The sequence below is a fragment of the Microcoleus sp. w2-18bC1 genome (assembly GCF_036700365.1).
Classification (GTDB): Bacteria; Cyanobacteriota; Cyanobacteriia; order Cyanobacteriales; family Microcoleaceae; genus Microcoleus.
In genome coordinates this window covers 34,765-60,176 of the sequence record NZ_JAUBOS010000029.1, presented here as the reverse complement: position 1 = coordinate 60,176, position 25,412 = coordinate 34,765, and the positions used below count along the sequence as shown (strand labels likewise).

At 44.9% G+C, this 25,412-nt stretch carries 19 protein-coding genes; 10 read left to right on the top strand and 9 right to left on the bottom strand.

Translation table 11 applies throughout. The features are described 5' to 3' along the window. Window positions 1–18 precede the first annotated feature (18 nt). On the top strand, window positions 19–1,629 hold the full coding sequence (locus QT979_RS16625; protein WP_333311097.1) for a family 10 glycosylhydrolase: 1,611 nt from the start codon (window positions 19–21) through the stop codon (window positions 1,627–1,629). A 228-nt stretch (window positions 1,630–1,857) separates the two neighbouring features. Here the strand turns inward: QT979_RS16625 and QT979_RS16620 are convergent, their stop codons facing one another. The 3 genes from QT979_RS16620 to dusB all read right to left on the bottom strand — a co-directional run bounded on the left by QT979_RS16620 (window position 1,858) and on the right by dusB (window position 4,699). Further along, window positions 1,858–2,508, bottom strand: a complete 651-nt coding sequence (locus tag QT979_RS16620; protein ID WP_333311095.1) for an NAD(P)H-dependent oxidoreductase — start codon at window positions 2,506–2,508, stop codon at window positions 1,858–1,860. A gap of 160 nt (window positions 2,509–2,668) precedes the next feature. Then, entirely contained in the window at window positions 2,669–3,589 is a 921-nt protein-coding gene (argF, locus tag QT979_RS16615) for an ornithine carbamoyltransferase (RefSeq protein WP_333311094.1), read from the bottom strand. Window positions 3,590–3,688: 99 nt separating this feature from the next. Then, a complete protein-coding gene (gene dusB / locus QT979_RS16610) occupies window positions 3,689–4,699 on the bottom strand; it encodes a tRNA dihydrouridine synthase DusB (RefSeq protein ID WP_333311092.1) in 1,011 nt (336 codons plus the stop codon). Between the two features lie 463 nt (window positions 4,700–5,162). Between dusB and QT979_RS16605 the strand changes: the two genes are divergently transcribed. The 3 genes from QT979_RS16605 (at window position 5,163) to QT979_RS16595 (ending at window position 9,012) form a co-directional block, all read left to right on the top strand. Beyond that, window positions 5,163–6,755: a glucose-6-phosphate isomerase gene (locus QT979_RS16605; RefSeq protein WP_333311090.1), complete on the top strand. Its 1,593-nt coding sequence runs from the start codon at window positions 5,163–5,165 to the stop codon at window positions 6,753–6,755. Window positions 6,756–6,818: 63 nt separating this feature from the next. Next, window positions 6,819–7,553: a DNA-binding response regulator gene (locus QT979_RS16600; protein ID WP_333212971.1), complete on the top strand. Its 735-nt coding sequence runs from the start codon at window positions 6,819–6,821 to the stop codon at window positions 7,551–7,553. 58 nt (window positions 7,554–7,611) lie between these two features. Then, window positions 7,612–9,012 carry a hypothetical protein gene (locus QT979_RS16595; protein ID WP_333311088.1) on the top strand — a complete coding sequence of 467 codons (1,401 nt, stop codon included), beginning with the start codon at window positions 7,612–7,614 and terminating at the stop codon, window positions 9,010–9,012. A gap of 1 nt (window position 9,013) precedes the next feature. Here QT979_RS16595 and QT979_RS16590 read toward each other — a convergent pair whose 3' ends face one another. The 4 genes from QT979_RS16590 to murC all read right to left on the bottom strand — a co-directional run bounded on the left by QT979_RS16590 (window position 9,014) and on the right by murC (window position 12,760). Next, window positions 9,014–9,517 (bottom strand): low molecular weight protein-tyrosine-phosphatase, encoded by a 504-nt coding sequence (locus tag QT979_RS16590; protein ID WP_333311086.1) that lies wholly within the window; start codon window positions 9,515–9,517, stop codon window positions 9,014–9,016. Window positions 9,518–9,683: 166 nt separating this feature from the next. Further along, window positions 9,684–10,034, bottom strand: a complete 351-nt coding sequence (locus QT979_RS16585; RefSeq protein WP_015178392.1) for a YbaB/EbfC family nucleoid-associated protein — start codon at window positions 10,032–10,034, stop codon at window positions 9,684–9,686. Between the two features lie 62 nt (window positions 10,035–10,096). Beyond that, window positions 10,097–11,053 carry a UDP-N-acetylmuramate dehydrogenase gene (murB, locus tag QT979_RS16580; RefSeq protein WP_333057143.1) on the bottom strand — a complete coding sequence of 319 codons (957 nt, stop codon included), beginning with the start codon at window positions 11,051–11,053 and terminating at the stop codon, window positions 10,097–10,099. A 150-nt stretch (window positions 11,054–11,203) separates the two neighbouring features. After that, complete coding sequence (gene murC / locus QT979_RS16575) at window positions 11,204–12,760, bottom strand: UDP-N-acetylmuramate--L-alanine ligase (RefSeq protein WP_333212974.1); 1,557 nt, start codon at window positions 12,758–12,760, stop codon at window positions 11,204–11,206. A 961-nt stretch (window positions 12,761–13,721) separates the two neighbouring features. On the opposite strand from murC, the gene nadD reads away from it, so the two are divergent. Continuing rightward, window positions 13,722–14,438 carry a nicotinate (nicotinamide) nucleotide adenylyltransferase gene (gene nadD / locus QT979_RS16570; protein WP_333212975.1) on the top strand — a complete coding sequence of 239 codons (717 nt, stop codon included), beginning with the start codon at window positions 13,722–13,724 and terminating at the stop codon, window positions 14,436–14,438. Window positions 14,439–14,629: 191 nt separating this feature from the next. Continuing rightward, a complete protein-coding gene (locus QT979_RS16565; RefSeq protein WP_333045021.1) occupies window positions 14,630–15,649 on the top strand; it encodes a type I glyceraldehyde-3-phosphate dehydrogenase in 1,020 nt (339 codons plus the stop codon). Window positions 15,650–15,666: 17 nt separating this feature from the next. On the opposite strand, the gene QT979_RS16560 is transcribed toward QT979_RS16565, so the two are convergent. Next, window positions 15,667–15,816, bottom strand: coding sequence for a hypothetical protein (locus QT979_RS16560; RefSeq protein WP_333311084.1), 150 nt, complete (start codon window positions 15,814–15,816; stop codon window positions 15,667–15,669). Window positions 15,817–16,062: 246 nt separating this feature from the next. Between QT979_RS16560 and QT979_RS16555 the strand changes: the two genes are divergently transcribed. From QT979_RS16555 to QT979_RS16545, 3 genes are all read left to right on the top strand, one after another. Then, entirely contained in the window at window positions 16,063–17,016 is a 954-nt protein-coding gene (locus tag QT979_RS16555; RefSeq protein ID WP_333227070.1) for a GDP-mannose 4,6-dehydratase, read from the top strand. Between the two features lie 463 nt (window positions 17,017–17,479). After that, entirely contained in the window at window positions 17,480–18,475 is a 996-nt protein-coding gene (locus QT979_RS16550; RefSeq protein WP_333311081.1) for an STELLO glycosyltransferase family protein, read from the top strand. Between the two features lie 84 nt (window positions 18,476–18,559). Beyond that, complete coding sequence (locus tag QT979_RS16545; RefSeq protein WP_333311079.1) at window positions 18,560–21,787, top strand: tetratricopeptide repeat protein; 3,228 nt, start codon at window positions 18,560–18,562, stop codon at window positions 21,785–21,787. 180 nt (window positions 21,788–21,967) lie between these two features. On the opposite strand, the gene QT979_RS16540 is transcribed toward QT979_RS16545, so the two are convergent. Further along, entirely contained in the window at window positions 21,968–22,654 is a 687-nt protein-coding gene (locus QT979_RS16540; RefSeq protein WP_333311077.1) for a methyltransferase domain-containing protein, read from the bottom strand. A 626-nt stretch (window positions 22,655–23,280) separates the two neighbouring features. On the opposite strand from QT979_RS16540, the gene QT979_RS16535 reads away from it, so the two are divergent. Beyond that, a partial coding sequence (locus QT979_RS16535; protein ID WP_333311075.1) for a sulfotransferase domain-containing protein occupies window positions 23,281–25,412 on the top strand: 2,132 nt, incomplete at its 3' end.

Genomic DNA, 25,412 nt, shown 5'->3' with positions numbered 1-25,412 from the left:
CTCTCTCACACATTTCTGATGCGAAATACCAAAACATTCTTTTTGTCAAGCTTGTTCCTGATTGGCTTAACAATTAGTTTTCTGCTGACTCCTGGTTGGTTCTCCAACTTCCCATCCGGGGCGATCGCAACTATGCCCCCGCAAACTCAAACCGCCGATTTTCGCGCCTTCTGGGTGGACGCCTTCAACCCCGGCTTCAAAACCCCTCAAGAAGTCACAAAATTGATCGCAGACGCGCAGCGGGCCAATGCCAACGCGATCGTCGCCCAAGTCCGCCGCCGTGGCGATGCTTTTTACACGAGTGCGATCGAACCCCGCACCCTCGATCCCAACGTTCCCCCCGGTTTCGATCCCCTGCAAGATTTGATTGACAAAGCCCACGCCGCAGGCATTGAAGTACACGCTTGGATGGTGACGCTGCCGGTGGTTTCGGGCAGCAAACTTCCCGCCGGTCACGTTTGGCAACAACACGGGCCTTCGGCCCCAGGAAACGACAATTGGGCGATGCTGACTTACGGTGGGGAAGCCCAAGGCTATCTCGATCCCGGCCATCCAGACGCCGTAGATTATACTGTTTCCGTCTATTTGGACTTGCTCAAACGCTACGATGTGGACGGCGTACAGTTGGATTACGTGCGCTACGGCGGGCCGACTTGGGGCTACAATCCGACTGCGATCGCCCGTTTCAATCAGCAAACAGGTCGATCGGGCAAACCCGCACCCACCGATCCCGCCTGGATGCAGTGGCGGCGCGATCAGGTGACAAATTTAGTGCGGAAGCTTTATGTAGAAAGCCTTGCAATTAAACCGCGTGTTAAAATTACCGCCGCCACGATCGCCTGGGGAGACGGCCCGAAAAACGATGCAGGGTGGTATCAAACGCAGCCTTACAAAGAAGTATTGCAGGATTGGCGCGCTTGGCTGGAAGAAGGGATCGTAGACATGGCGATGCCGATGACTTACCAGCGCGAGTACAAACGGCAGCAAAAACTCGCTTACGACAACTGGATCGAGTACGCCAAAGACCACCAGTACAACCGCCAAATTGCGATCGGCCCCGGCAATTACCTCAACTACATCGAAGACACTCTAGGCCAGATTCGTCGCGCCGAACAGCCCTCAGCGAAAGGGAATAACGTAGCCGGTACGGTGCTGTATTCCTACGCTAGCAGCAACGTGTACACGAATGTCGAACTGCGATCGGGCGGCAGCGGAGATTTGCCCCGCCAGCCTTGGAAATACGTTCCCCAAAGCAACGATTTGTTTTACACCGCGCTTTCTGTGCCGAGTCAATACGTTGATGCTGCGACGGGCAAAACCTATGAAACTCAGCCTGTGTGGGCGACAGCAGCAGCGGTTCCCGATATGCCTTGGAAGTCGCGGCCGACTACAGGTGCGATCGCCGGAAATTTGCAGCGGTGCGCTCGAACTTGCGACGGTGCGAGCTTGACATTGCAGTCGATCGATGCTGGCAAGGTGCGTCAACTGCGCGCCGATGGTAAAGGATGGTTTGGGGCGATCGAGCTTTCTCCGGGAACTTATCAGTTGAAAGTTGATGGAAGTCAAATTCAACAAACTGTTAATGTTGTCGCAGGTGAAGTCACAAAAGTGAATTTCGGAGCCTCTTAATATCTTTTTAGGGTGCGCCGAGGTGCACTATTGCGCTCGATTTACGGCGTATGCCGGGTTTATAGAACCCATTTAGGATCTTTTTGTTGTCTCACAAGCCTTTGAGGTATCTAGGTTGTATCTGGTTTGATGCCTGTTAGCTTAAAGTCCTGACTCTGGTATTAAATCCTCTGGTAAAACGATCCCCTCAAAACCATATAGTTCGCTCAAGAAGATACCACATGGGTTCTATAAAGTTTCTAAGATTTCTGACTTAGGGAATCTTACTTTTGCGAGTGAAGCATACTTATCTGCTTCAGAGCGATAGCCAGCCGCACAAGCTACGACGGTAGTAAAGCCTTTTGCAGAAAGACCCAACACGCGATCGTAATTGACAGGTTCAATTCCTTCCATTGGACAGGTGTCAACACCAAGCAATGCAGCACTGGTCATAAAGTTGCCCAGTGCAATATAAGTTTGGCGCGTTGACCAGTCATTAATATTAAAACTGCGGCCACCATCAACCAAGTCACTGACGATTAGACTCCGATATCCTGCCATTGCCTCTACAGTCCCGCCCCGCAGCTCGACAGTGCGAGCTATAAAGCGATCGACATCCTCGGCACTGAGATGCTTTTTAATCGCGAACACCACATAATGAGAGCAATCAGTAACCTGTGACTGATTCCAGGAGAGGGGTTTGAGCTGTTCTTTAAGTTCCGAGCTCGTAATAATCAGAAATTTCCAAGGTTGAAGCCCATAAGAAGATGGTGTTAACACTAACGCATCTTCTAAAGCTGTCCAGATGTCTGGAGGAATTGTTTTGGCTGGATCGAACTGTTTGGTGGCATATCGCCATTTGAGATTTTCGAGTAAGTCTGTCGTAGTGATGTGATTCATTTCTTTTACTTAAGAGATTGCTATTAATCATGGTTGAAACGGATAATTACAGGCTGGCTGCCAATAATCCTGGTTCAAATGAAATGATAACGGAAGCGGTCTGCAAAAAGTAGCGAGCAGGTCGATTTCATCCCCCGACAGACTAATTTTTAGCTAATTCCTAATCGCTTTCGAGAATACTAGCCAGCAAAGCTTGCTGAGCGTGCATCCGATTTTCTGCCTGATCCCAAACGCGCGATTGACTGCCTTCAATCACTGCATCGGTAATCTCTTCATCCCGGTGTGCGGGCAAACAGTGCAATACAATTGCATTCTTATCTGCTAACTTCAGCAATTGTTCATTTACCTGATAGGGTTCAAACAAAGGAATCCTGCTTTTTGCTTCCTCTTCCTGTCCCATACTCGCCCAAACATCAGTATAAATCACTTGAGCATTTTTAGCAGCAGCTTCCGCATCAGCAGTCACAGTAACTTCTGTTTTTCCCTGAGCAATATTCTTAGCTTTTTCCACTATCTCAGCATTCGGCTGGAAATCTTGAGGGCAAGCAATTCTTACATTCATTCCCGTCATTGCACAGCCCAACATCAGCGAATTAGCCATATTATTGCCATCGCCCAAGTAAGTCAAAGTCACCCCTTCCAACTTCCCAAAACACTCTTTTACTGTCATCAAATCCGCCAGCACTTGACATGGGTGTTCGTCATCTGTTAGCGCATTAATCACAGGAATTTTCGCATATTTAGCAAAAGTTGCTAAGTCCTTTTGCTCGAAAGTCCGAATCGCCAAAATGTCTAAATATCTGTCTAAAACCCTGGCTGTATCTACCAAAGGTTCGCCGCGGCTGACTTGTGTAACGTTGGGATTAAGGTCAATCACTTGCCCTCCCAATTTATACATTGCCACCGTAAAACTTACCCGCGTTCGCGTTGAAGCTTTGGAAAATAACAAGCCGAGAACTTTATTGCGTTTCAGCTTGACCATTCCCGATTTTAAACTGGCTGCTAGATCTAGCAAATAATTTAATTCGTCAATGCTTAAATCTGCCAGACTTAATAAATCTCGCCCTTTTAAGGAATCCATGCTTTCCCCCACACACAAATTTTTAACTGTGTCTTAAATCTTAGCCCGCAGAGGTAAATTTTGTTTCTGTAATCCCTAGCTGACATCTGCGGCTAAGGTTTATGCGGGCAATTGCTCGATCGCGCGATCGATCGAATTGCAACCTTGTTCAACCGTTTCTACCACAGCCAACACACCCCGCAATTCCCCAGCGCCGGGGAAACCCTTAGCATACCAGGTTAAGTGCTTGCGCGCTTGGCAAACACCGCTTTCACCTTTATATTCCCACAAAGCCCGCAAATGTTCCTTAGCACATTCGAGACGTTCAATTGGTGTCGGAGCTATCTTTTCTACACCAGTTTTCAAGAAATAATCAACTTCTCCTACCAAAAAAGGATAGCCCAAAGTTCCCCGCGAACACATCACTCCATCAGCGCCGGTTTCTTCCAGACATCGCATCGCTGCTTCCACTGAAAAAATATCCCCGTTAGCAATAACTGGAATCGATAAAACTTCTTTCACTCGGCGAATCCACTCCCATTTTGCCGGACCGGTGTAACCTTGCGATCGAGTGCGGCCGTGCACGGTAATCATTTTTGCTCCCGCATCTTCCATCCGCTTCGCAAATTCCAAAATATTAATTTCTTTGTCAGTCCAACCAATCCGAGTTTTAACCGTGACAGGAACATCTACTGCTTCCACAACAGCCCGCACAATTGCCTCGGCCGTTTCCGGATCTCGCAGCAGGGAAGAACCGCCGCCGTTTTTAGTAATTTTGTTAACCGGACAGCCCATATTAATATCAACTGTATCCGCTCCTTCTGCCACTGCTTTCTGCGCCGCTTCTGCCAAGAAATCCGGCCGGCAGTCAAACAATTGAATGCTAATCGGGCGCTCGTTCGGGTCAACTTCCATAATTCTCGGCAGTTGCTTCACGTAGTGCAAACCCGTAGCGTTCACCATTTCCGTGTACATCATCGAATCTGGCGCGTAGCGGCGCACCAGGCGGCGAAATACCAAATCGGTAACGCCGGATAAGGGCGATTGCAGGACGCGACTTTTAACTTCAAAATCGCCGATTTTGAGCGGAGTTGCTAACCTTTCTTTTAATTCGGGAGATAGAGTAAGCATAGTCGATCGCACTTTAATTCTAATATCTGTATATTATACTACACTTGCGATACTTGACAGTTGTTAATTATATTTTTAGCCGATTATTGAGTGGCAGCTAAAAGTATATTTAACCTGACCGCAATGCCTATTTTACACATCCCGATCGCCCGAATTTGAATATTGTGAAACCAGAACCCAAACGCCAACGCCGACCACAGTTAAATCTCTGTGCCTCTTCGCTCTATCTATGGGGTGTGGCCATTAATGGGGGATCTACCTACTAAGAGTGTTGCCCAAGTCATATTTTTCTTGTTTAATCGTGCCGAATGCTCTGCTTGCCTTCAGAACCGGCTGCCTTCAGACGATTAATGCTTAAATTTATTGGGATTCTGCAAAAGCCGTACATCAGATCGTTTTAAACTACAATTGGTGGATTCCTGACGACGCCGATCGAACATTAAAAAAATTGTAGAGAATTCCTATGGATGCCACAGCACTCTGGCAACGCTATCAAGACTGGCTTTACTATCACTCTGGATTGGGACTTTACCTCGATATCAGTCGCATGGGATTCGACGACGCTTTCGTCGCCACAATGAAGCCCAAATTTGACAAAGCTTTCAAAGACATGGCAGCTTTAGAAGCAGGTGCGATAGCCAATCCCGACGAAAACCGCATGGTGGGCCACTACTGGCTGCGAAACCCTGATTTAGCTCCAACTCCAGAATTAAAACAAGAAATAGTCGAAGGCATATCACAAGTCGAAGCATTTGTCAAAAAAATTCAAAACCGCGATATTAAACCGCCCTTTGCTCCGCAATTTACCGACATAATTTCGATCGGCATCGGTGGTTCCGCCCTCGGCCCCCAATTTGTCTCCGAAGCTTTATCCCCAGACATTCCGCCCCTAGCAATACATTTTATCGACAACACAGATCCCGCCGGGATCGATCGCATCCTTAACAAAATCAAAGACAAACTCGCCAGCACCCTAGTAATTACTATCTCCAAATCTGGCGGCACCCCCGAACCCCGCAACGGCATGATCGAAGTTCAAAAAGCCTTCGCCGCCGAAAAACTGGATTTTGCCAAACAAGCAATTGCCATCACCGGAGTTGACAGCCAACTAGACAAATTAGCCAAATCCGAAGGCTGGATTACCACTTTTCCCATGGCAGATTGGGTAGGAGGACGCACTTCCGAATTGTCAGCAGTCGGACTTTTGCCAGCAGCTTTGCAAGGCATCGACATTCGGGCGATGCTTGATGGTGCGAAAGTCATGGACGAAGCTACCAGAACCACCGAAATCAAACATAATCCCGCCGCCTTGTTAGCAATGTCCTGGTATTTTGCTTGCAACGGACGTGGCGAAAAAGATATGGTAGTTTTGCCGTACAAAGATTCACTGCTATTGTTCAGCCGCTACTTGCAGCAATTAGTCATGGAATCGATCGGCAAACAGGAAGATTTAGACGGCAACACAGTTCATCAAGGAATCGCAGTTTATGGCAACAAAGGCACCACCGACCAACACGCCTACGTCCAGCAACTGCGAGACGGCGTGGCGAATTTCTTCCTAACATTTATCGAAGTTTTGCAAGACAGGCAAGGCATTTCCCCAGAAGTAGAAACTGGCGTCACTTCAGGAGATTATTTGTCGGGTTTGTTGCAGGGAACTCGACAAGCTTTGTACGAAAATCACCGAGATTCCATTACTGTCACAATTCCCCAAGTCAACCCTCGGACAGTAGGAGCATTAATCGCCCTCTACGAAAGAGCCGTAGGTTTTTACGGTTCCTTGGTGAATGTCAATGCCTATCACCAGCCAGGGGTTGAAGCAGGCAAAAAAGCAGCCGCTGCTGTATTGGACTTGCAGCAACGGGTACTGCAAGTGCTCAAAGACGCCCAAAAACCTCTGTCTGTAGCAGAACTAGCAAAAAAAGCAGGAAGACCAGAGCAAATCGAGACAATTTATAAAACTCTGCGACATTTGGCAGCCAACGGGCGCGGCGTAGCTTTGGAGGGCAAATTAGGACAACCGGCTACTTTAACTGCAAGTTATCAAGAGAATTAAACAGTAGAATTAAACATTAAAAGTGAAATTAGTCACTTTTAATGTTTAATTTTTAATTCCCCCATGCCATTAACGATTCTGGTTGCTGACGACGATTTCGCGACTCGCTTGTCAATTACCGATTATCTAGAAATTACCGGATACTCTGTAATCGCTGCTGAGAACGGCAAAGAAGCTTTAGGCTTGGTAGATGAATTTCAGCCGCACTTGATTGTTACCGACATTACAATGCCCCAGATGGATGGCTACGAATTCGTGCGGCGAGTTCGGACTCGTCCCTCTTTCCGCTTGCTGCCGGTGATTTTTTTGACGGAACGCACGAGCACGCAGGAACGGATTCGCGGCTATCAGATGGGGTGCGACAATTATCTGGCTAAACCTTTTGAACTCCAGGAATTGGGGGCGGTTATTCGCTCTTTGCTCGATCGCTACGCTCTCATCGCTCAGGCCCCCTCTCGTTCCCCCGAACCCGAACCAACGCCAACAGAGGCACGCAGCAGAGCCAATGACAAGCCAGAAGCAGATTTTTTAACTCAAAAGTCAAACACAGGCGATTCCCTACGGGATAGCTCCGCTTCACGGGCATCTCCCAGCCAAAATGCTCCGAGTTTGACGCAGCGAGAGCGACAAGTGCTAGATTTGCTGACAGAAGGTCTTTCTAATATTCAAATAGGCTCCACACTCCACCTCAGCCCTCGAACGATCGAAAAGCACGTCAGCAGCTTGTTCCGAAAAACTGAAAGCAACAATCGAGCAGAACTCGTTCGCTTTGCTATGGAACACCATTTAGTCAGATAACCGCCAACGCTCTGGGAAAGAAAATTACCTGCACTTACTACGCTGAATAAATAACATCATGGTCAACAATTACTTAAAAAATCAGAAAATTCTATATGCTGTAGCATTAGCAGCTTCTATAATTTTCTGTATTGCCATGACCTCCATGGGAATCACCAAGTATTACAGCGTTTTACAGGGTGGAGACAACTATAACGATTTCCCTACCAGCGGTTTCAGCCTCATCCGAATTCTAATTAACGGTTCCTACTTGATAGCAACAGTTACATATATTATCTGGTTAATTCAAAAAAAACAGACAAGTTCCAGCTTTCTAGATATTTGCAAGTATGCAATCCCCTTTCTGGCACTGGCCCTCATAACTTATCCCCAAAGCAGTGACATTTATATGTACTTGCATTACGGAGCGATGAGCTTACATAAAATTAATCCTTACCTGAATAATTCCGATACCTTAATTTCTAACGTATCTCCCTTCCTCCACTGGGGGCAAACTTCTACCTACGGCCCCGTTTCTTTATTCTTTTTTGCCCTATCAGCACTTGGTGTACCAATTAGCCCTTTACTAGCAGTTTATATTTTTAAAATAATCTGCGTGTTGGTACACGCGCTCAATAGCTACTTAATTTGGCGGTTGCTAACAAATTCTGAAAACCGTAACCTCATAACAATCGCTTATTTAGTCAATCCCATGCTATTGAATGAGCAAATAGCTAATGCTCACCTCGACGTTTTGCTGGCTAATACATTGATTGTTTTAATAGGATGTATTTATTACCAACGTTATGTTTTTGCAATTTTGGCAATTTGGGTAGGTTTTTTAATAAAAACCTTACCTATAATTTGGCTACCCTTAGTTGCTGCTTTCCTCTGCAAGCAGCGTCGGTGGAAAGATTTAGCAGCATCAGTCTTGCTTTCTTTATTAATTATCGCGGTGATAACTTATACATTTATGCCAACCGTTTCAGCTTGGAGAAGTCTTTTAAATCCAGGAACCGCCGGGGCGACGGCTCGATCGTTTCACCATGCAATCAATTTATTTATGAATTTTTTACCCAATGTAAATGTTGAAACTAGGAAAAGTATTCTATTATTAGTCAAATATTTTGCGTATTTAAGCTGGATTGTTTACTATACAGGAACGTTAATGAAATCATTATTCCGCAAAAAATATTCGGAAATTAATTTGGTATCAGATATTGGATGGACGACTCTCACTTTGTTTTTGTTTGCTACACCTTGGCTAATGCCTTGGTATCCATCTATTTTGCTGCCAATTGCGGCTTTGAGTATCAATTCTCCCCATTTTGTATTGACAAGTTTAACTTTTTCGTTGTCACCCAGTCTCATTTTGGGAGCGGGATCGGGAACAACTGTGATCTCCCTAGTTACGAGTTTTGTTAGCGTTGTCCCCCCTACAGCATGGCTAATATTCGGGCGGAAAAAGGCACTTTTTTAATTTAAATTGATTGCTGACCGCCAACGGTTAATTTTTCCTGACTGACAACGTACTCCAACAAACCCTCGCAAGCATCGTGCAGCAAATCAATTACTCGATCGAATCCCTCCGGGCCACCGTAGTAAGGATCTGGCACTTCTTTAAGGTCGTATTTCTGGCAAAAATCGCACATCAGCCGCACTTTATCTTTATACTTTCCAGCCGCATCCAGGGCAAGAATATTGCGATAATTTTCTCGATCCATGGCCAGAATCAAATCAAACTTTTCAAAATCGTTTTTGGAAAATTGGCGGGCTTCGCCTAGCAATTCAATGTCTCGCTTCCTCGCCGCTAATGCCATCCGCCTGTCAGGGGGGCTGCCAATGTGATAGCTAGCAGTTCCGGCAGAATCGCAGGTGATACGATCGCTCAAACCAGCTTGTTCAATTAAGTGATTCATAATATTTTCTGCTGAGGGCGATCGGCAGATATTTCCCAGGCAGACAAACAATAATTTATAAGACATTTAATTGATAATTAGTAATTGGTAGTTTTTAATGGGAAGGAAGAAAGAAAATTTTTCCTTTCCCCTTTTTCCCAACGTTTTGTGGTTCAGAGAAATCCATCAGTCATTAGCTATAGATGCCTTTTTAAACACAGATAGCTAACAACTAATGACTGATGACTAATGACTAACCGAAACCGGGGAGATTTAGTCCACCGGTGAGTTCTTCCATTTTCTCCCGCATCGTCATCGTAGACTTAGCGTAAGCATCCTGCATCGCCACCGTGACGAGTTCAGAAACCACCTCAGCACCTTCACCGAGGGCATCCGGTGAGATTTCCACGCGGCGGGGTTCTTGGTTGCCGCTGAGAAAAACCTTGACCAAGCCGCCGCCGGCAGTTCCCTCAATTTCCATTACATCCAACTCTTCTTGGAGCTTTTTAGCTCCTTCTTGAACCTGCTGAGCTTTTTTGAAAGCTTCAGTCAGTTCTTTCATTTTTCCCAGGCCGAAGCCAAATCCTTGTCCTGATTTTGTCATAACTACTTTTTGATGGTGTGTGGGTTGGCAGTCTGCCGTTTCCGTATTACTTCAATGATGCCTTAGAAGGGAAACTCTCCCAGTATTCTAACTTCTGGCTCCAACAACAGCGACCACCGCTGCTCGACTTGCTGTTGAACGTGGCGGATCACTTGAAAAATATCATTGGCTGTTGCCGACCCGCAGTTAAGAATAAAATTAGCATGGCGCTGAGCTACTTGTGCGCCGCCGATCTGATATCCCTTCAGCCCCGCTTGTTCGATGAACCAACCGGCCGTCTTGGGGCCGGGGTTACGGAAGACTGAGCCACAGCTCGGTAAGTGATAAGGTTGAGTTGTCCGTCGCTGGCTGAAATGGTCATTAGTTTCTGCCATTACTTGCGATCGGTCAAATCCCGGCTGTAACTGGAAAGTCGCTTCTGTTACTAGCCGATCGCCCCCTTGCAGCACCGAAGTCCGGTAGCGGTACTCCAACTCTTGGGGAGTCAGAATTTCCACCTTACCACCAGGGGATAGGACGCGAGCGTTGACCAGAATATCAGCAGTACAGCCTCTGTGAGCGCCTGCATTCATCACCACAGCCCCTCCCACCGTACCGGGTATGCCGACGGCCCATTCTAGACCTTTCCAGCCCCGTTTAGCCGCCAACCAAGCGAGGCGGGGAATTGACTCTCCCGCCCCCGCTGTCACTTGACCTGTTTCTGGATTAAAATTCACCTGTTTCAGGTAGCGAGTGCCGACGACCAAACCGGACAAACCCCGATCGCTCACCAACAAATTAGAACCCGCACCCAGCAGAGTCACCGGCACTCCTTCATCGTGTGCCCAGGCAAAACTCGCTTGCAAAGCCTCCATACTGCGGGGAGCAACGTACCACTCGGCAGGGCCGCCGACTCGGAACGAAGTCAGGCCCGCCAGGGAAACTTGGGAATTAATCTTGCAATCAGTTCCCCGCAAAGAAATAGGAGAATACACTCGCCGATTGTCCTTAACAGAGGAGTCATTCGAGATAGTCACCATCTTGAAAATCCTTAAAAATACCTTCGCTCGAAGACGTGGTTGAAAATTCGTTTAGCTAACTTATGTGGCCGCTTTGAGCGAGCCGTCCGACAGAAGTTTCGGCACAACGTGCCACGCCATAATGTCGATCAACTCTACTCAGTTCGCGAGCTAATCGGGGCGATCGGCTTGTTGATAAAAAGCCATAACCTCTGGAATAATCTGATTCAGATTACCAGCGCCCAAAAACAGAGCCAAATCCCCCGGTTGCAGATTTTTGGTTAAAAACTTAGTGACTGACTCTAGGGAAGGCGCAAACTCAACATCTCGGCCTTCTTTAGCAATCAAATCAGCAACTTGCTGCCCGCTAATTTCTCCTAAATTTGGTTCCCCAGCACTATAAATATCGCAAGCCACAACCAAATCAGCATCCCCAAAAGATTGAGCAAATTCTGGCAAAAATGTCAGAGTCCGGCTGTAACGGTGGGGTTGAAAAATTGCAACCACTCTTCGGGATTTGGGATTTTTTTCGCTACCTTCGATCCGCAAGCGAGCCGCCGCCAAGGTGACACGAATTTCGCTAGGATGGTGAGCGTAGTCGTCCACAAACAGGATGTCATTGTGAAAACCCCGCACCTCAAAACGGCGGCGAGCTCCTTCAAAGCCAGCAATCGCTTTGGCAATGGCCGAAAACTCTAACCCCAACAATCGGCCCACTGCTACCGCAGCTAGTGCATTGCTGAGATTGTGTGTGCCCAGCAACTTCAACTCCATTTCCCCTAGGAAAGTTCCTCGCTCCCAAATCCGGGCCTTGGTGCTTTCTGCTCCGTACTCCACGTCCGAAGCCGTGTAGTCAGCACCGCTGTCCGGCTGCAAGCTGTAGCTGACATGAGGCTGAAGGGAATCTTTGACGATTTGATCGTCAATGCAGCCCACCAAGGTTTGACAGTTTTGGGCAAACACCTTAAATGTGTCTATTACCTGGTCAAGGGTATCGTAATGGTCTGGATGATCCAGTTCCACATTCGTCACTATGCCAATTTTGGCTACCAGCTTAACGAGAGAACCGTCGGATTCATCAGCCTCGGCCACTAAGTAGGGCCCTTCCCCCAAACGGGCATTGCCTTCCCAAGCATTTACCTCGCCTCCTACTACGATCGTCGGGTCTAGACCCGCCGCCATCAGCATGAAGCCGATTAAGCTGCTAGTAGTAGTTTTGCCATGAGTACCGGCTACGGCTATGCTTTGGTAATCTTGAATTAACGCTGCCAACACATCCGATCGATGAAAAATCGGACAGCCCAAATCTAAAGCAGCTCGATATTCGGCATTGGCTGGGTGAATAGCCGTCGAACATACTACTTGAGGCAATCCCGGAATTGCTTGGGCGCTTGAACCGTTGCCGTTCAATTGGAGAGCTTCGGCTGTCGCGACAGAAGTCCCTACCGTACCCCCGACTATCGAGGATACTGCCCTTTCCTGTTGCCCGCAGTCGGGACTGCTACCGTTAAGGGCCGTTTGAAATAGTTCAAAATTGCTGGCGTCTTGACTCCAAAAAATATGAGCTCCCATTCCTTGCAAGCGCTCGGTTATGTGACTCGATTTAATGTCGGAGCCGTACACAGGCAACTTGCGTTTAGCTAGAATGTAGGCAAGGGCTGACATCCCAATCCCACCAATGCCGATGAAATGAAATGGTCTACCGCTAAAATCAACAGAACTCGGCATCTTTGCTCCTCACACACCACACCACGCCAATAACACGCGATATCATATCAAGAATTGTTTTTTCAGGATACAGTTCGCTAGAGATTTTGTACAAAATTCTCTGCGCGTCCCTAGATTTGCGGGACTTGTAGAGATGTTTGTCTTGTATCCTATATGACTTAGTACCGAGTAGTTTTCCGGAACAGTCACAGCTCGAAAATTGCAGGTAACAGAAAACGGGGTCTGGGGTCGGGGTCAATAGACTAATTTTGGGTGATTGCATACTCCTGCATTCTTTCTATTTCGATCCGCCTGCTGTGCTGGGATACGGCAGCAAAAGCCCCACAACCTTTCTACCAAGATTGAGGGTAAAACCCATAAGGATTTACAAACACTACCACGAACAACAAAATTTCGCTCATTTTGTAGTCATTTATCTAGTTGTACGGTCATTTTTTCTTGAAAGTCAGAGATTGACACGAGCGCAGCTATAGTATATATTCTTACTTTATTGTATATATACAAGGTATGCAGTTAGTCGAAATAGTCGCAAAGCCATAGATCAAACCAAATCATTGGTTTGATAGAGAAGCCGATCGACGCTTTTGGCAGTCCTTAAAATTTTTACCACTGCGCTAAGTATATCTACCCTCAAAACTTTTTCGGTCGCCCACAAACGAATGCTCAGGCGGTCGATCGCGCACTCAAAACAAGTTGGGATTAATATTGGCAAGGTTAATCATCCAGTCCCGCACCCAATCCGACGCTGAAACATGGTTTTTTAAGTCTTATTGAAGGTTGGAACGAATTAAGGGGGTTGAAAAAACCGGTTTCAGCGTCCAGGGCGATCGTTGAAACTAGCGTCGTCCAGGGGTTTGTCCCCGATGTGAAGCGAGGGTTTTCTAATAAACGAGCTTATGGTTAAAAGTGTATAAACATAAAAGTGGCGCGATGTCTGTATTAATCCTGATTTTGGGGAAATATGGGGAAAATAGCGATTTTGGGGGGGACTTTTGACCCGGTTCACTGGGGTCACGTGTTGGTAGCCGAGACGGCTGCGAGTCAATTTGCTCTCGATCGAATCATTTGGGTACCGGATCGCTCTCCTCCTCACAAAGAGCGCCCGGATTTGGCAAGTTTTGAGCGGCGGCGGGAAATGCTGGCTTTGGCAATCGCCGATCGGCCTGACTTCCTAATTTCGCCGCGGTCGGCCAATCCCAGAGGCAGTTGTTTTGCGATCGACACCTTGCTGTATTTGCAAAAATTGTATCCCGGCGATCATCGCTGGTACTGGATTATTGGTAGTGACGCACTCCTTACTCTCCCCAAATGGTACCGGTGCGGCGAAATTGCCGGGTTGTGCGACTGGTTGGTGGCCCCGCGTCCGACTCAGGGAGATCGAGAGACATCAGAAAGCGGGGAGATTGGGGAACTGTCAGAGTGGGGAGATTGTCCGAGTGGAAAACCCATCGATTCCGGGGGAGACAGGATGCAGGTTCAGGCAAATGCTGTGGGCCGACGAGTTGCCGAACAAATGGCTCTTCTGGACGTGAAAATTCGCTGGGAGGTGCTGTCCATGGCTGCGATCGAGATTTCGTCGAGCCACATCCGCCGCTGCTGCGCCGAAAGTCGCAACCTCCGCTACTTAGTCCCGGAAGTTGTACAAACTTATATTGCTGCCCATCAGCTTTACCAGTAACCAGCGGCAGAAAGCCTAATGCCTTCTGCCTTGCAATTTCAGCCTTCTAGAAAAGTTCAAGCTTTTTTGATCGACACAAAAAGTTAGAAAGGATCGACCTTTGCGATATGATCTTGTCTCATAAGTCAATTCTTAAATTTTTCCAAAATTTAAGCCTGAGCTAAGGGCTGCCATCGTTAGGAGGTACTAAAGTGATTCGAGTCGCGATCAATGGTTTTGGACGTATCGGGCGCAGTTTTGCGCGCTGCTGGCTGGGCAGAGAAAACAGCCAGCTAGAGTTGGTAGCTATTAATGACACTTCCGATCCCAGAAGTAATGCTCACTTGCTGAGATACGATTCCATGATGGGAACGTTGAAGAATGTGGACATCAGTGCGGATGAAAACTCCATTACTCTCAACGGCAAGACAGTTAAATGCGTGAGCGATCGCAACCCGCTAAACTTGCCTTGGAAAGATTGGGGTATTGATCTGATTATTGAATCGACCGGTGTCTTCGTTGACCAAGCTGGTGCATCGAAGCATATCACTGCCGGCGCTAAAAAAGTGCTAATTACCGCTCCCGGCAAGGGTTCTGAAGTTGGCACTTATGTGATGGGAGTCAACCACCACAACTACAAGCACAGTGACTACACTGTCATCAGCAATGCTAGCTGTACTACCAACTGTCTGGCTCCTGTACTGAAAGTGCTTCACGAAAATTTTGGCATCGTCAAAGGCATGATGACCACTACCCACAGCTATACTGGCGACCAGCGCTTGCTGGATGCCAGCCACCGCGACTTGCGGCGGGCCCGGGCGGCAGCAATGAATATTGTGCCGACTTCTACCGGAGCAGCCCAAGCTGTGGCTTTGGTGATTCCAGAATTGAAGGGCAAGTTAAATGGTATTGCCATGCGCGTGCCGACTCCCAATGTGTCCGTAGTTGATTTTGTGGCTCAGGTAGAGAAAAAGACTTTTACCGAGCAGGTAAATCAAGTGTTCCAAGAAGCTGCCTCTGGCTCCATGAAAGGGATTTTGGAGTACAACGATTTGCCTTTAGTTTCATGCGACTATCGCGGAAGTGATGCTTCTTCGATTCTGGATTCCAGCTTGACGCTGGTGATGGATGGCGACATGGTAAAGGTTTTGGCTTGGTACGACAATGAGTGGGGCTACAGTCAGCGGGTGGTTGACTTGGCTGAATTGGTCGCCGAACGTTGGGAAGCTTAATCCGAAGGTAGAAGGCATTAGTCATTCGGCAGAAGGTAAAAAATGCTGACATTTTGTACTTTTGAGTCGATTTCTAGCTGACTGGTAATTTCTGTTTTCGAGCGGTAGAGACTTTTGGCAGTCGATAGTTGGCGAGTAGAAGATGAAATATAGTAGGGACAAGGCACTGCCGTCCCTACTATATGCTTATGCTGCTACTCCCAGCTATCTATCGAACTTTTTGCAATCATACTTCGATCGGGCTTTTGGGTCTGTTTGATGAGAAATTTGTTGTTTGTAGTAAGCCATTAAACTTGCTCTGAGAACTCCTGGGAAAATCTTAGGTATTAAAAAAAATAATAAAAATTACTATAAAAGCTAAAAAGTCAAAAAATAGCAACAGCTACGGTGTAGTTTTTAAAGCAAAATGTGGTATGAAAAAAGCGTTAATTAGCGGTATATCTGGTCAAGACGGAGCTTATTTAGCTAAACTTTTGCTTGATCGAGGTTATGAAGTTTGGGGCACATCCAGGGACGCCCAAATGTCTAGTTTCGGAAACCTGGCCCGTTTGGGGATCCGAGACAGAGTAAAACTAGAATCCATGTCTCTCAACGATTTTCGCAGCGTCTTGCAGGTACTAGCGAAAATTCAGCCCGACGAAGTGTACAATCTAGCAGGTCAAAGTTCCGTCGCTCTGTCTTTTGAACAACCCGTAGAAACCCTCGAAAGCATTGCCACAGGCACATTGAATCTCTTAGAAGCAATTAGGTTTACAGGCGGAAAAATCAAACTTTACAACGCCAGTTCCAGCGAATGTTTTGGGGATACCGGAGGTAGTGCAGCGGATGAAAATACGCCTTTTCGCCCAAGAAGTCCTTACGCAGTAGCGAAAGCAACCGCATTTTGGGAAGTAGCCAATTATCGGGAAGCGTACAATTTGTTTGCGTGTTCTGGTATTCTGTTCAATCACGAGTCGCCGCTGCGGCCGGAGAGGTTCGTCACCCAAAAAATTGTATCTGTTGTGTGCCGAATTGCTACAGGTAGTTCCGAAAAACTGCATTTGGGAAATATTTCAGTGCAGCGGGACTGGGGTTGGGCGCCGGAATATGTGGAGGCGATGTATTTGATGCTGCAGCAGGAAGAACCGGATGATTATGTAATTGCCACGGGTGTAAGCTATCCTTTGGAGGAGTTTGTGCAGACAGCGTTTGTTTCTGCGGGTTTGGATTGGCGGGAACATTTGGTAACGGATGCGAGTCTCTACAGACCGACGGAGATTGCAGTTGGGAATGGAAATCCGGGTAAGGCGAAACAAAAGTTGGAATGGGAGGCGAAGTATAAGATGCCTGATGTGGTGCGGATGATGGTGGAGGCGAGGATGGTTTGAGGGAAAAGTATGGGGTGAAAATATCGAGGCAGGATATCGAACAGCTAATGATTGGTATAAAGCAAATCGCCGTCAGTAAAAAAAATCGAGGCGAGTGGATAGCTTATAATCATCAAGCTGTGATTAGTCGCGAGGGCGATTATCGAAAAATGAAGGACGGGATTCCGGCTGATAAACCTAAATTTGGTTAGGCGTTTGATCGTATATATAAAAGCGAATTTGTTGAGGCTGTTATGTTATATCCTGTCAGTCTGACCTAAAATTAAACCAGGCTGGGGATAGCATTCTTTTTAAGTAGTGAAAAGTTACTGCACAAGAAAGGTACAATTTGTTTGCCTTTGCTGGTATTTTGTGATAAAGTTCAGGCCGGAAGCAGACTATAAGATACAGCAGGTGGTGCGGATGATAGTCTAGGCGAGGATGGGTAATGTTTGATTTCTATAAAATTTTTGAGGTTTAATCCGTGAAATCATTAGTTATAACAACAATTCATAAACCAACTGCTGCTCTGTTTAAATACAGAGATGTTTTGCTAGATTTAGGGTGGAAAATTATTGTAGTTGGGGATAAAAAAACTCCTAGAGATTTTGACTTGCCGGGGGCGGAATACTTTAATGTAGAGCAACAATGCGAAGACTTTGGCGAGCTAGCTTCTCTGATTCCTATGAATCATTACTCCCGCAAGAATTTAGGATACTTGTATGCTATGCGTATGGGTACAGAAGCGATCGCGGAAACAGACGACGACAATATTCCCTATGATGACAAGTATCCCAATTTCCTCCCTTCCCTGGTTAAGACTCCAGCGGTAGACGTTAAAGGTGCTGTTAATGTCTATTCTTACTTTACCAGTAAAAAAATATGGCCCAGAGGCTTGCCACTTGACAAAGTTAATAGTTTTGTGGATGAGAAGCGGGCAACAGAAAAAGAGGTTACTTGTTATGTCCAGCAAGGACTAGCAGACTTAGACCCCGATGTAGACGCTATTTATCGTTTGACGGTTGGTGATGAAAATATCAAGTTTGAACCGCATAAGAAGTTGTCACTGTCGCCCGGGTGTTATAGTCCTTTCAATACGCAGAATACTTTATTTTACAAGCAAGCTTTTCCTCTGATGCTGCTGCCTATTGGTGTGAGCAGTCGTGTTACCGATATCTGGAAAAGCTACATTGCTCAGAGACTTTTATGGTGCATAGACTCCAGTGTTCTATTTCTCTCACCTTCAGTGTATCAGTTGAGAAATGAACACAACCTGATGAAAGATTTTAGTGAGGAAATTCCTTTGTATACTCAGGTTCACAATTTAATTGACTTACTGGGAAATTTTACAAGTGATACTAGCGATGCTTGCGAGTTAATGAAAGAAATGTATTTTTACCTCAATAAGAATAACTTTTTAGGCGAGATAGAGGTTCGTCTGTGTGAGCTGTGGATTAAGGAAGTTAAAAAATATTGGTAGCAAATTTTTCTCCAGCATAGTAACTGTAATAAATTGATAATTTATTACGTGGAATAGTAAAAGTGCAATAAATATTTAGGAGCAATGATGAAGAACCAAAATTTTGAGTCTTACTACGAATTAGGAGAGAATTTGGCAAACGAGGGTGACTTGGATGGGGCAATTGCTTGTTATCACAGAGTCATTGCCCTCAATCCAGACTCGCCATCAAAATGCTTTTTAGATAATTTGGAAGCGATAAATTTTCTGCGAATTAATGCCCAAGAATTAGGTATTTTACCCGGAAACAACGTTGAGGAAACCAGTGAAGGGTATTTAAGCTTGGAGGGCAATCAAGGCTTTGTTTTTTACGGGCCGTATATAGACATTCCCGATGGATTGTACCGCGTTAGGGTTAGATTCAATTTTCCAGAGAACCGTTTAGAAATGACAGAGGAAAAAGACTACGATCGCAGTTTCAAATTTGATGTGGTCTCTCCTTGTCCTTATGTTTTGTATGAAGCCAAGGTTGATAGCCATCAAACCTCTCTTGAATTTTACTTGGACTTTATTGAAGGTCACAGAACAGAATTTCGTTTCTTTTCCACCGGATCAGCATTTTCAGTAAGCTGTATTGAAATGACTCTTGTCTATCAACCAAAACCTCACACCGATGCTGCTTTTTTATACTACTTTCATTTGGGTTGCCTCCTGCAATTAAAAAATCAACGGGAGAAGGCAAATCAGGCGTACAGTCGTGCTTTTGAATATTCGCCAATAGGAACACTAATTGATGGTTTAATAACTGACCAATATGCTTTAAATCTTCCACCAGTAGCTGAAGAAGCTTACTTGAGTTTAGGTGTGCTTTTAGAACAGCAAGAGAGGTGGGAAGAAGCGATCGCTTGCTACCGCAAGGTTTTGGAAATTACTCCCAACCACGCCAGTACGAGCTATAAATTATCAATTATTTTAGCAGCACAAGGTCAGTTAGATGAAGCTATAGCCTGTTTCCAAAAAGCCCAGAAGCAACCCAGCGAGGCAGAAATTTATGAAAAGATTTGGAATGGTTTGAATCAACTGACTCCTTTCCACGAGACCGATATAGATATTCAAGCTGAAATTAAACTCGAAGATGCCTGCACATACTTCAGTCAGACAAGCAAATATACCGTCATGAAAATGGTATCTTTAACTGACTTGAATGAATCACAACAGACGATTCTTGAAGATGCAAATTTTTCCTTAGCTAACTTGGAGTTAATAAAACAAGACTCTCTGGCTTTAGAAGAGATTTATATAAATCAATTTCAAGAATTTAAAGGTATAAACATCGCCAAAAAAACAATTAAACAGTCCAATTTTACATGGGATGTAATTAAACCGACTAACGATTTTCAGCAAAGCATAGTAGAAACAGGTTATATTTATTCAGTTTGCCCGTTTACAGGTAGGGTACTTAGGAGTAATCGTTCATTTTATCTCCAACATGATCCTAGTGTACCGATATTAATTTATCAATTTCAAAGCACAGAAATATTTTACCTGATTGTGGGAACTTGGAGCGGTGGCAAGATAGGTATTTATTTCCCAAGATTAGATCTAGTCATCAACTTGTCTAATGAATGGAGTATCTGGCTGAGTTCTGAAAAAATTATTAATGAATTTAAGGCTCATGCTGTTAGTTATTGGCGGTCATTCCAATCTTACGTATCAAATGAAGAAACAAAAGAAGTTGTCGCTGTTGTAGGGAATGTCTCCAACTTAGGTCACTATTTCTGGAATCAAATCAGCGGACTTTATTATCTATATGAAAATGATCTCTTGCACAAAATCGATAAATTTTTAATAGGAGCTAATGAATACTTTGAACTCGCTTCGCTTTTCCCTGAAATTCCGCCCGAAAAGATTGTTCGCTTATCCGACAATAACAGTTTTTTTAGATCTATATTAGACAATAACTATTTCGCTGTCCAAGTAACGGACTCCTTGATTAAGGAGGATTTAGCTGCCAGAATTCAGACCGCTGCTGTCAATAAGTGCAGTCAGTCATTTTTGCAAACTGTAGAAGCAGCTAAGAAACATTTTCCGCTGCTATGGATTAATCTTCGCAGCCATAATAAGGCTTGGGTATCCCAAGTAGAAGGATATGCAAATATCATCAAAAAAATATTTGACGATTATCCAGATATGGCAGTTGTCTTTGATGGTTTTTCCACAGAGAAACCCTATATGGAGCAAATACAGGCTCTAATTTCTCCTAATGTTAAGGTATACAATGCGCTGGAATGTCCTCTCCACGAAACAATTGTCTGGGCTGGTACGGTAGATACATACATAGCTGTTATTGGTTCTGGATTAACGTTGGTAACTTGGATCGCTAACAAGCCTGGAGTAGCCCACTCCGATCGTGGACATTATTCGCAGTTGATTTTTTGGTTTGAGGTGCGTGAAAACTCTGTAGATCCAGTATTAGTGCCTGTTGGTTCTATAATTGATGTCACTACTGGGGGGGGATGGGAAAATTATGATTGTGATTGGAAAGTAATTTATGATGAGGTTATTAAAATAGTGAAAGATTTGGACAAATCGCAGGAACAGCCACAGCTAATTGAGAACGAGTTAATCCAAAATGACTTAATTCAATCACAACTTGAACCAGTCACCAATCAGCAGGAGTATCTAAGATTAGATCTAGGCTGCGGTGGCAACAAAAAACCGGGAACAATTGGATTAGATTACTGTTATGTTCCGGGCGTGGTTGACCACGTACTTAATATACAGACTGATATATTGCCCTTCCCTGATCGCAGTGTTGAATACGTTCACTCATCACATACCTTAGAACATTTGACTGACCCGATACATCTATTCCAAGAAGTTAGTCGTGTTTGCATTGACGGTGCTAAATTAGAGTTTTGGACACCCTATGTGTGGCATAATTCAGCATTTATTTACGGACATACAAATTACTACCAAGAGGATAACTATATGCACCTCTGCGTTTGGTTTGCCAACTTGTGGTCGGTGTCGCTTGGTGCTAGGTGGTATCTCAAGGAAATTGTATATGTTGTTCCCCCGCATATATTAATCGAACTGTACAACCAGAAGATTCAGCTTGAATTTGCAATTCGATATTATAAAGGTATTGTCCAAGAGTTTGCTGCTATTATCGAAGTTCGCCATGAAGACAAAGAGCAAACGATTTATCCTCAACGCAGCTTTGCTACTAGCCGCCAGGGTCAGCGGTATTTGCTGCCGTCAGTTTCTGAAATAGTTGAACAAGAAGAACTCCTCGAAGCAATCAATTGGTTTTCTGCTCCCTCAAGTTGAAAGTTGAGGCTGACAGTTAATTGCACCGCCCATTGCAATTATTTTCGGGATGAATCAGGATATATTGTGGCAACGAGTTCTATTTTTTATGCTGGTTTTGGCATTGCCTTGCTTTTGAAACAGCAGTTGTCAATTAGTTATTGACAATTGCTGCTCATCCAAAACAAGTTCATATTACTATTATTTTCCTTTAACAGTTTTTCGGAGAATCATAATCATTTCCCCAGAGTTTTCTTGGAATAGTTCTATTTCAAAACTCGAAGATAGGTTTTGTTGACAGTATGCGAGCATTTCAGGGAAAGTCTCTGATGTCCAGACGTGAAAATGAATGCTGTAATCTATGTCAAGTAGAAGCTGCATCCGCGCAGCCACCTTTTCTTCAGGAGTTTTGTCAACTAGCCTGACATATTCCTCGTAATGACCTAGCTTAGACCATTCCGGCCCTTCTTTGTAGTCCCGAATTAGGTGGTCGAGGGAAGTGAGGGGTCGATCGATGTCAAATGTATAGCGTTTGTCTGGTACGCCCATATACACAAGTCCTCCCGGTTTAATAACTCTCAAAAAGTTTTCCAGGGCGCCGATCGGATTTTGACAGTGTTCTATCATGTGATTGGCGATCGCAAAATCCCAAGAGTCGTCAGCTATGGATGACAGAGTTTCACCATTATCTACAATGTCCGCTTCTACTAGATTAACCGTCGCTAACTCTGGGTACTGCTTCCTTAAATCGCTTACAGACATTCTATCAACGTAATGAACCTTCACGCTGTCTGGAACTTGCAAAGGAGCATGAAGGGCTCCGACTTCTATTCCCTCGCCTTTTAGGTATTGAAAAGCAATGTCTTTCCGTACTTGTTGAAAATCCATAGTGAATTTCTCTCCTTAAAAATTTGCTCAATCTCGATATAGTTTAATTTGGGCTTTGGGTCAAGGGCACGGGGGTTGGGTGCGATCGACCTTTCTAGTTTACCCGATCGCGCGTGTTGCTGGCTCGATTGAGTTAGAACGTCTTCGTTTGTTTTTGGGGTAATATCTATTGTTAAGCTCGATGGCTTAGGGCTTGGGGGCGATCGCCCATCTATAATACCTGGTGCGTGCGGGAACATCCTCAGAGGGCTGAAGTCTGATATGCTTGGGAAGGCAACGGCTTGAGTGCATTTGGAGTTCATGGGGGGCGATCGGGCAAAAATCACCCTCATTTGTGGTAAGCTTCTGAGAAACCATTTTGGGAGTTTAAAACAGTTGATAGCGCTCGCGTTTGCGACTTGAGGATGGAATTGGTGGGGAGATATGGCCATCGATGGGAGTCTTCTTTATCGACCGACGGAGATTGCATTTGGTCGGGGTGAGCCGGGTAAGGCTATGGTAAAGTTGGGTTGGAAGGCAAAATATAGGATGCTGGATGTGGTGAGGTTGAGGATGGAGGCTAGGTGGAGTAAGTTTTTAAATATTGATTGAAACCTAGTTGTTTTTATTAATAAAGGAAAGAAAGTATGTTTGTTAACGATATTTGTGAACAAAATCAAAAGCTCTTAAAAGAGACGGATGTTATTCTGGCTTCATATCCTCGTTCAGGCAATACTTGGATGCGCCTGCTGTTGAGTGATATAATCTTACAAAGCCAAGGATTTAAAACTCAATTAGGTGGCAACTTTATCCCCGATATATACAAAGAAAAGCTTGATATATGGAACCGTGATCCCCGACTAAAAAAAATTCCTTTGAGGATAATAAAGAGCCACGAACTTTATGATACTAGATACGTAAACAGCATTTACTTATTTCGGAAGCCAGCCGATGCTCTTTGTTCTTTTTACTATTATTTGCTTGGAGATCCAGAGCAGAGAGAGGAACTTCAGAAACAAGGAATAGATGATTTTTGTAAAGTTAAGGTAGAACAATGGCGAACTCATGTAGAAAGTTACATAGAAGCAAAGGAGAAAAAATCAGACAATGTTTTATTTATTTCCTATGAAAACCTTAAGGAAAAACCGGAAATTATATTGAGGAAAACCACGAGAGATTTTTTAGGGCTAAACATTACGAGTAGGATGTGTCAGATAGCAGTAGACAATCAAAAATTTGAGGAACTACAAAGAATCCAAAAACTTGAGGATACATCCCAACTGGGATTTTGGGAGGCGGGCGGATATCAAAACTTTTTTAGGAAAGGAAAGGTTAATAGTTCAAAGGACGAACTAGGTCAGTCAACCATAGATTTTATCGAAGCTAAGGCAATGGCTATTTACAATCTCGCACTATCTATAGAAAAGCTAGATTTTCAGAAAGAGAGCAATCAAGGTATGGCAATGATTAAAGATAAAATCGAAGATTTAGTCAGTCGGGGTAAACAAAGTTCATTAGCTGTGAGACTTAACGGAGTATTAAGCAATAAAAACGAGGGGGCGGTTTCTCAGGTGCGAATTCATCATCAAAAGGAATCAGAGCAGTACAAACTACAACTGCAACAGACTCAGGCAGAATTAGCACAGTCGCAGTCACAAATGCAACAGACTCAGGCAGAATTAGAACAGTCGCAGTCACAAATGCAACAGACTCAGGAAGAATTAGCACAGTCGCAGTCACAACTGCAACAGACTCAGGAGGAATTGCAGCAGTATCAAAGTCAACTGCATAAAACTCAGGAAGTATTGGAACAATTTCAAGATCAAATACAACAAGCTGAGACACTGTTGCAAGAGTATCAAGGTCAACTGCATTCAACTCAGTCAGAGTTGGAGCAATCTCAGGAGCAACTAGATGCAACTCAGGCAGTATTGGAGCAATCTCAGGAGCAACTAGATGCAACTCAGGCAGTATTGGAGCAATCTCAGGAGCAACTACACGCAACTAAGACAGAATTAGCACAGAAGACTTCTCAACTGCATCAGACTCAGTGGGAATTGGAGCGATTGCGGTTTCAAACGCAGACAACTCAAGCAGAATTAACAAATAGCAAATCTCAATTAAATCGCAATCAGCAGGAACTAGAACTCGCGAAGTCTCAATTCGTGCAAGTTCAGGCCCAACTAGAACGCTCGCATTCTCAACAGCACCACAGTAAGCGGGAATTAAAGCGATCGCACTCTCATCTTCACCAAGTTCAGGCAGAATTAGAACACTCCCAATCTCAACAGTATCAGACAGAGACAGTATTGCAGCAGTCGCAGTCTCAAACAAATAAACTTGAAAGGGAATTGAAACGCTCGCAATCTCAGCTCCATCAAGTTCAAGAGGAATCACAACAGTATCAATCTCAGCTCCATCAAGTTCAAGAGGAATCACAACAGTACCAATCTCAGCTCCATCAAGTTCAAGAGGAATCACAACAGTACCAATCTCAGCTCCATCAAGTTCAAGAGGAATCACAACAGTACCAATCTCAGCTCCATCAAGTTCAAGAGGAATCACAACAGTACCAATCTCAGCTCCATCAAGTTCAAGAGGAATCACAACAGTACCAATCTCAGCTCCATCAAGTTCAAGAGGAATCACAACAGTACCAATCTCAGCTCCATCAAGTTCAAGAGGAATCACAACAGTACCAATCTCAGCTCCATCAAGTTCAAGAGGAATCACAACAGTACCAATCTCAGCTCCATCAAGTTCAAGAGGAATCACAACA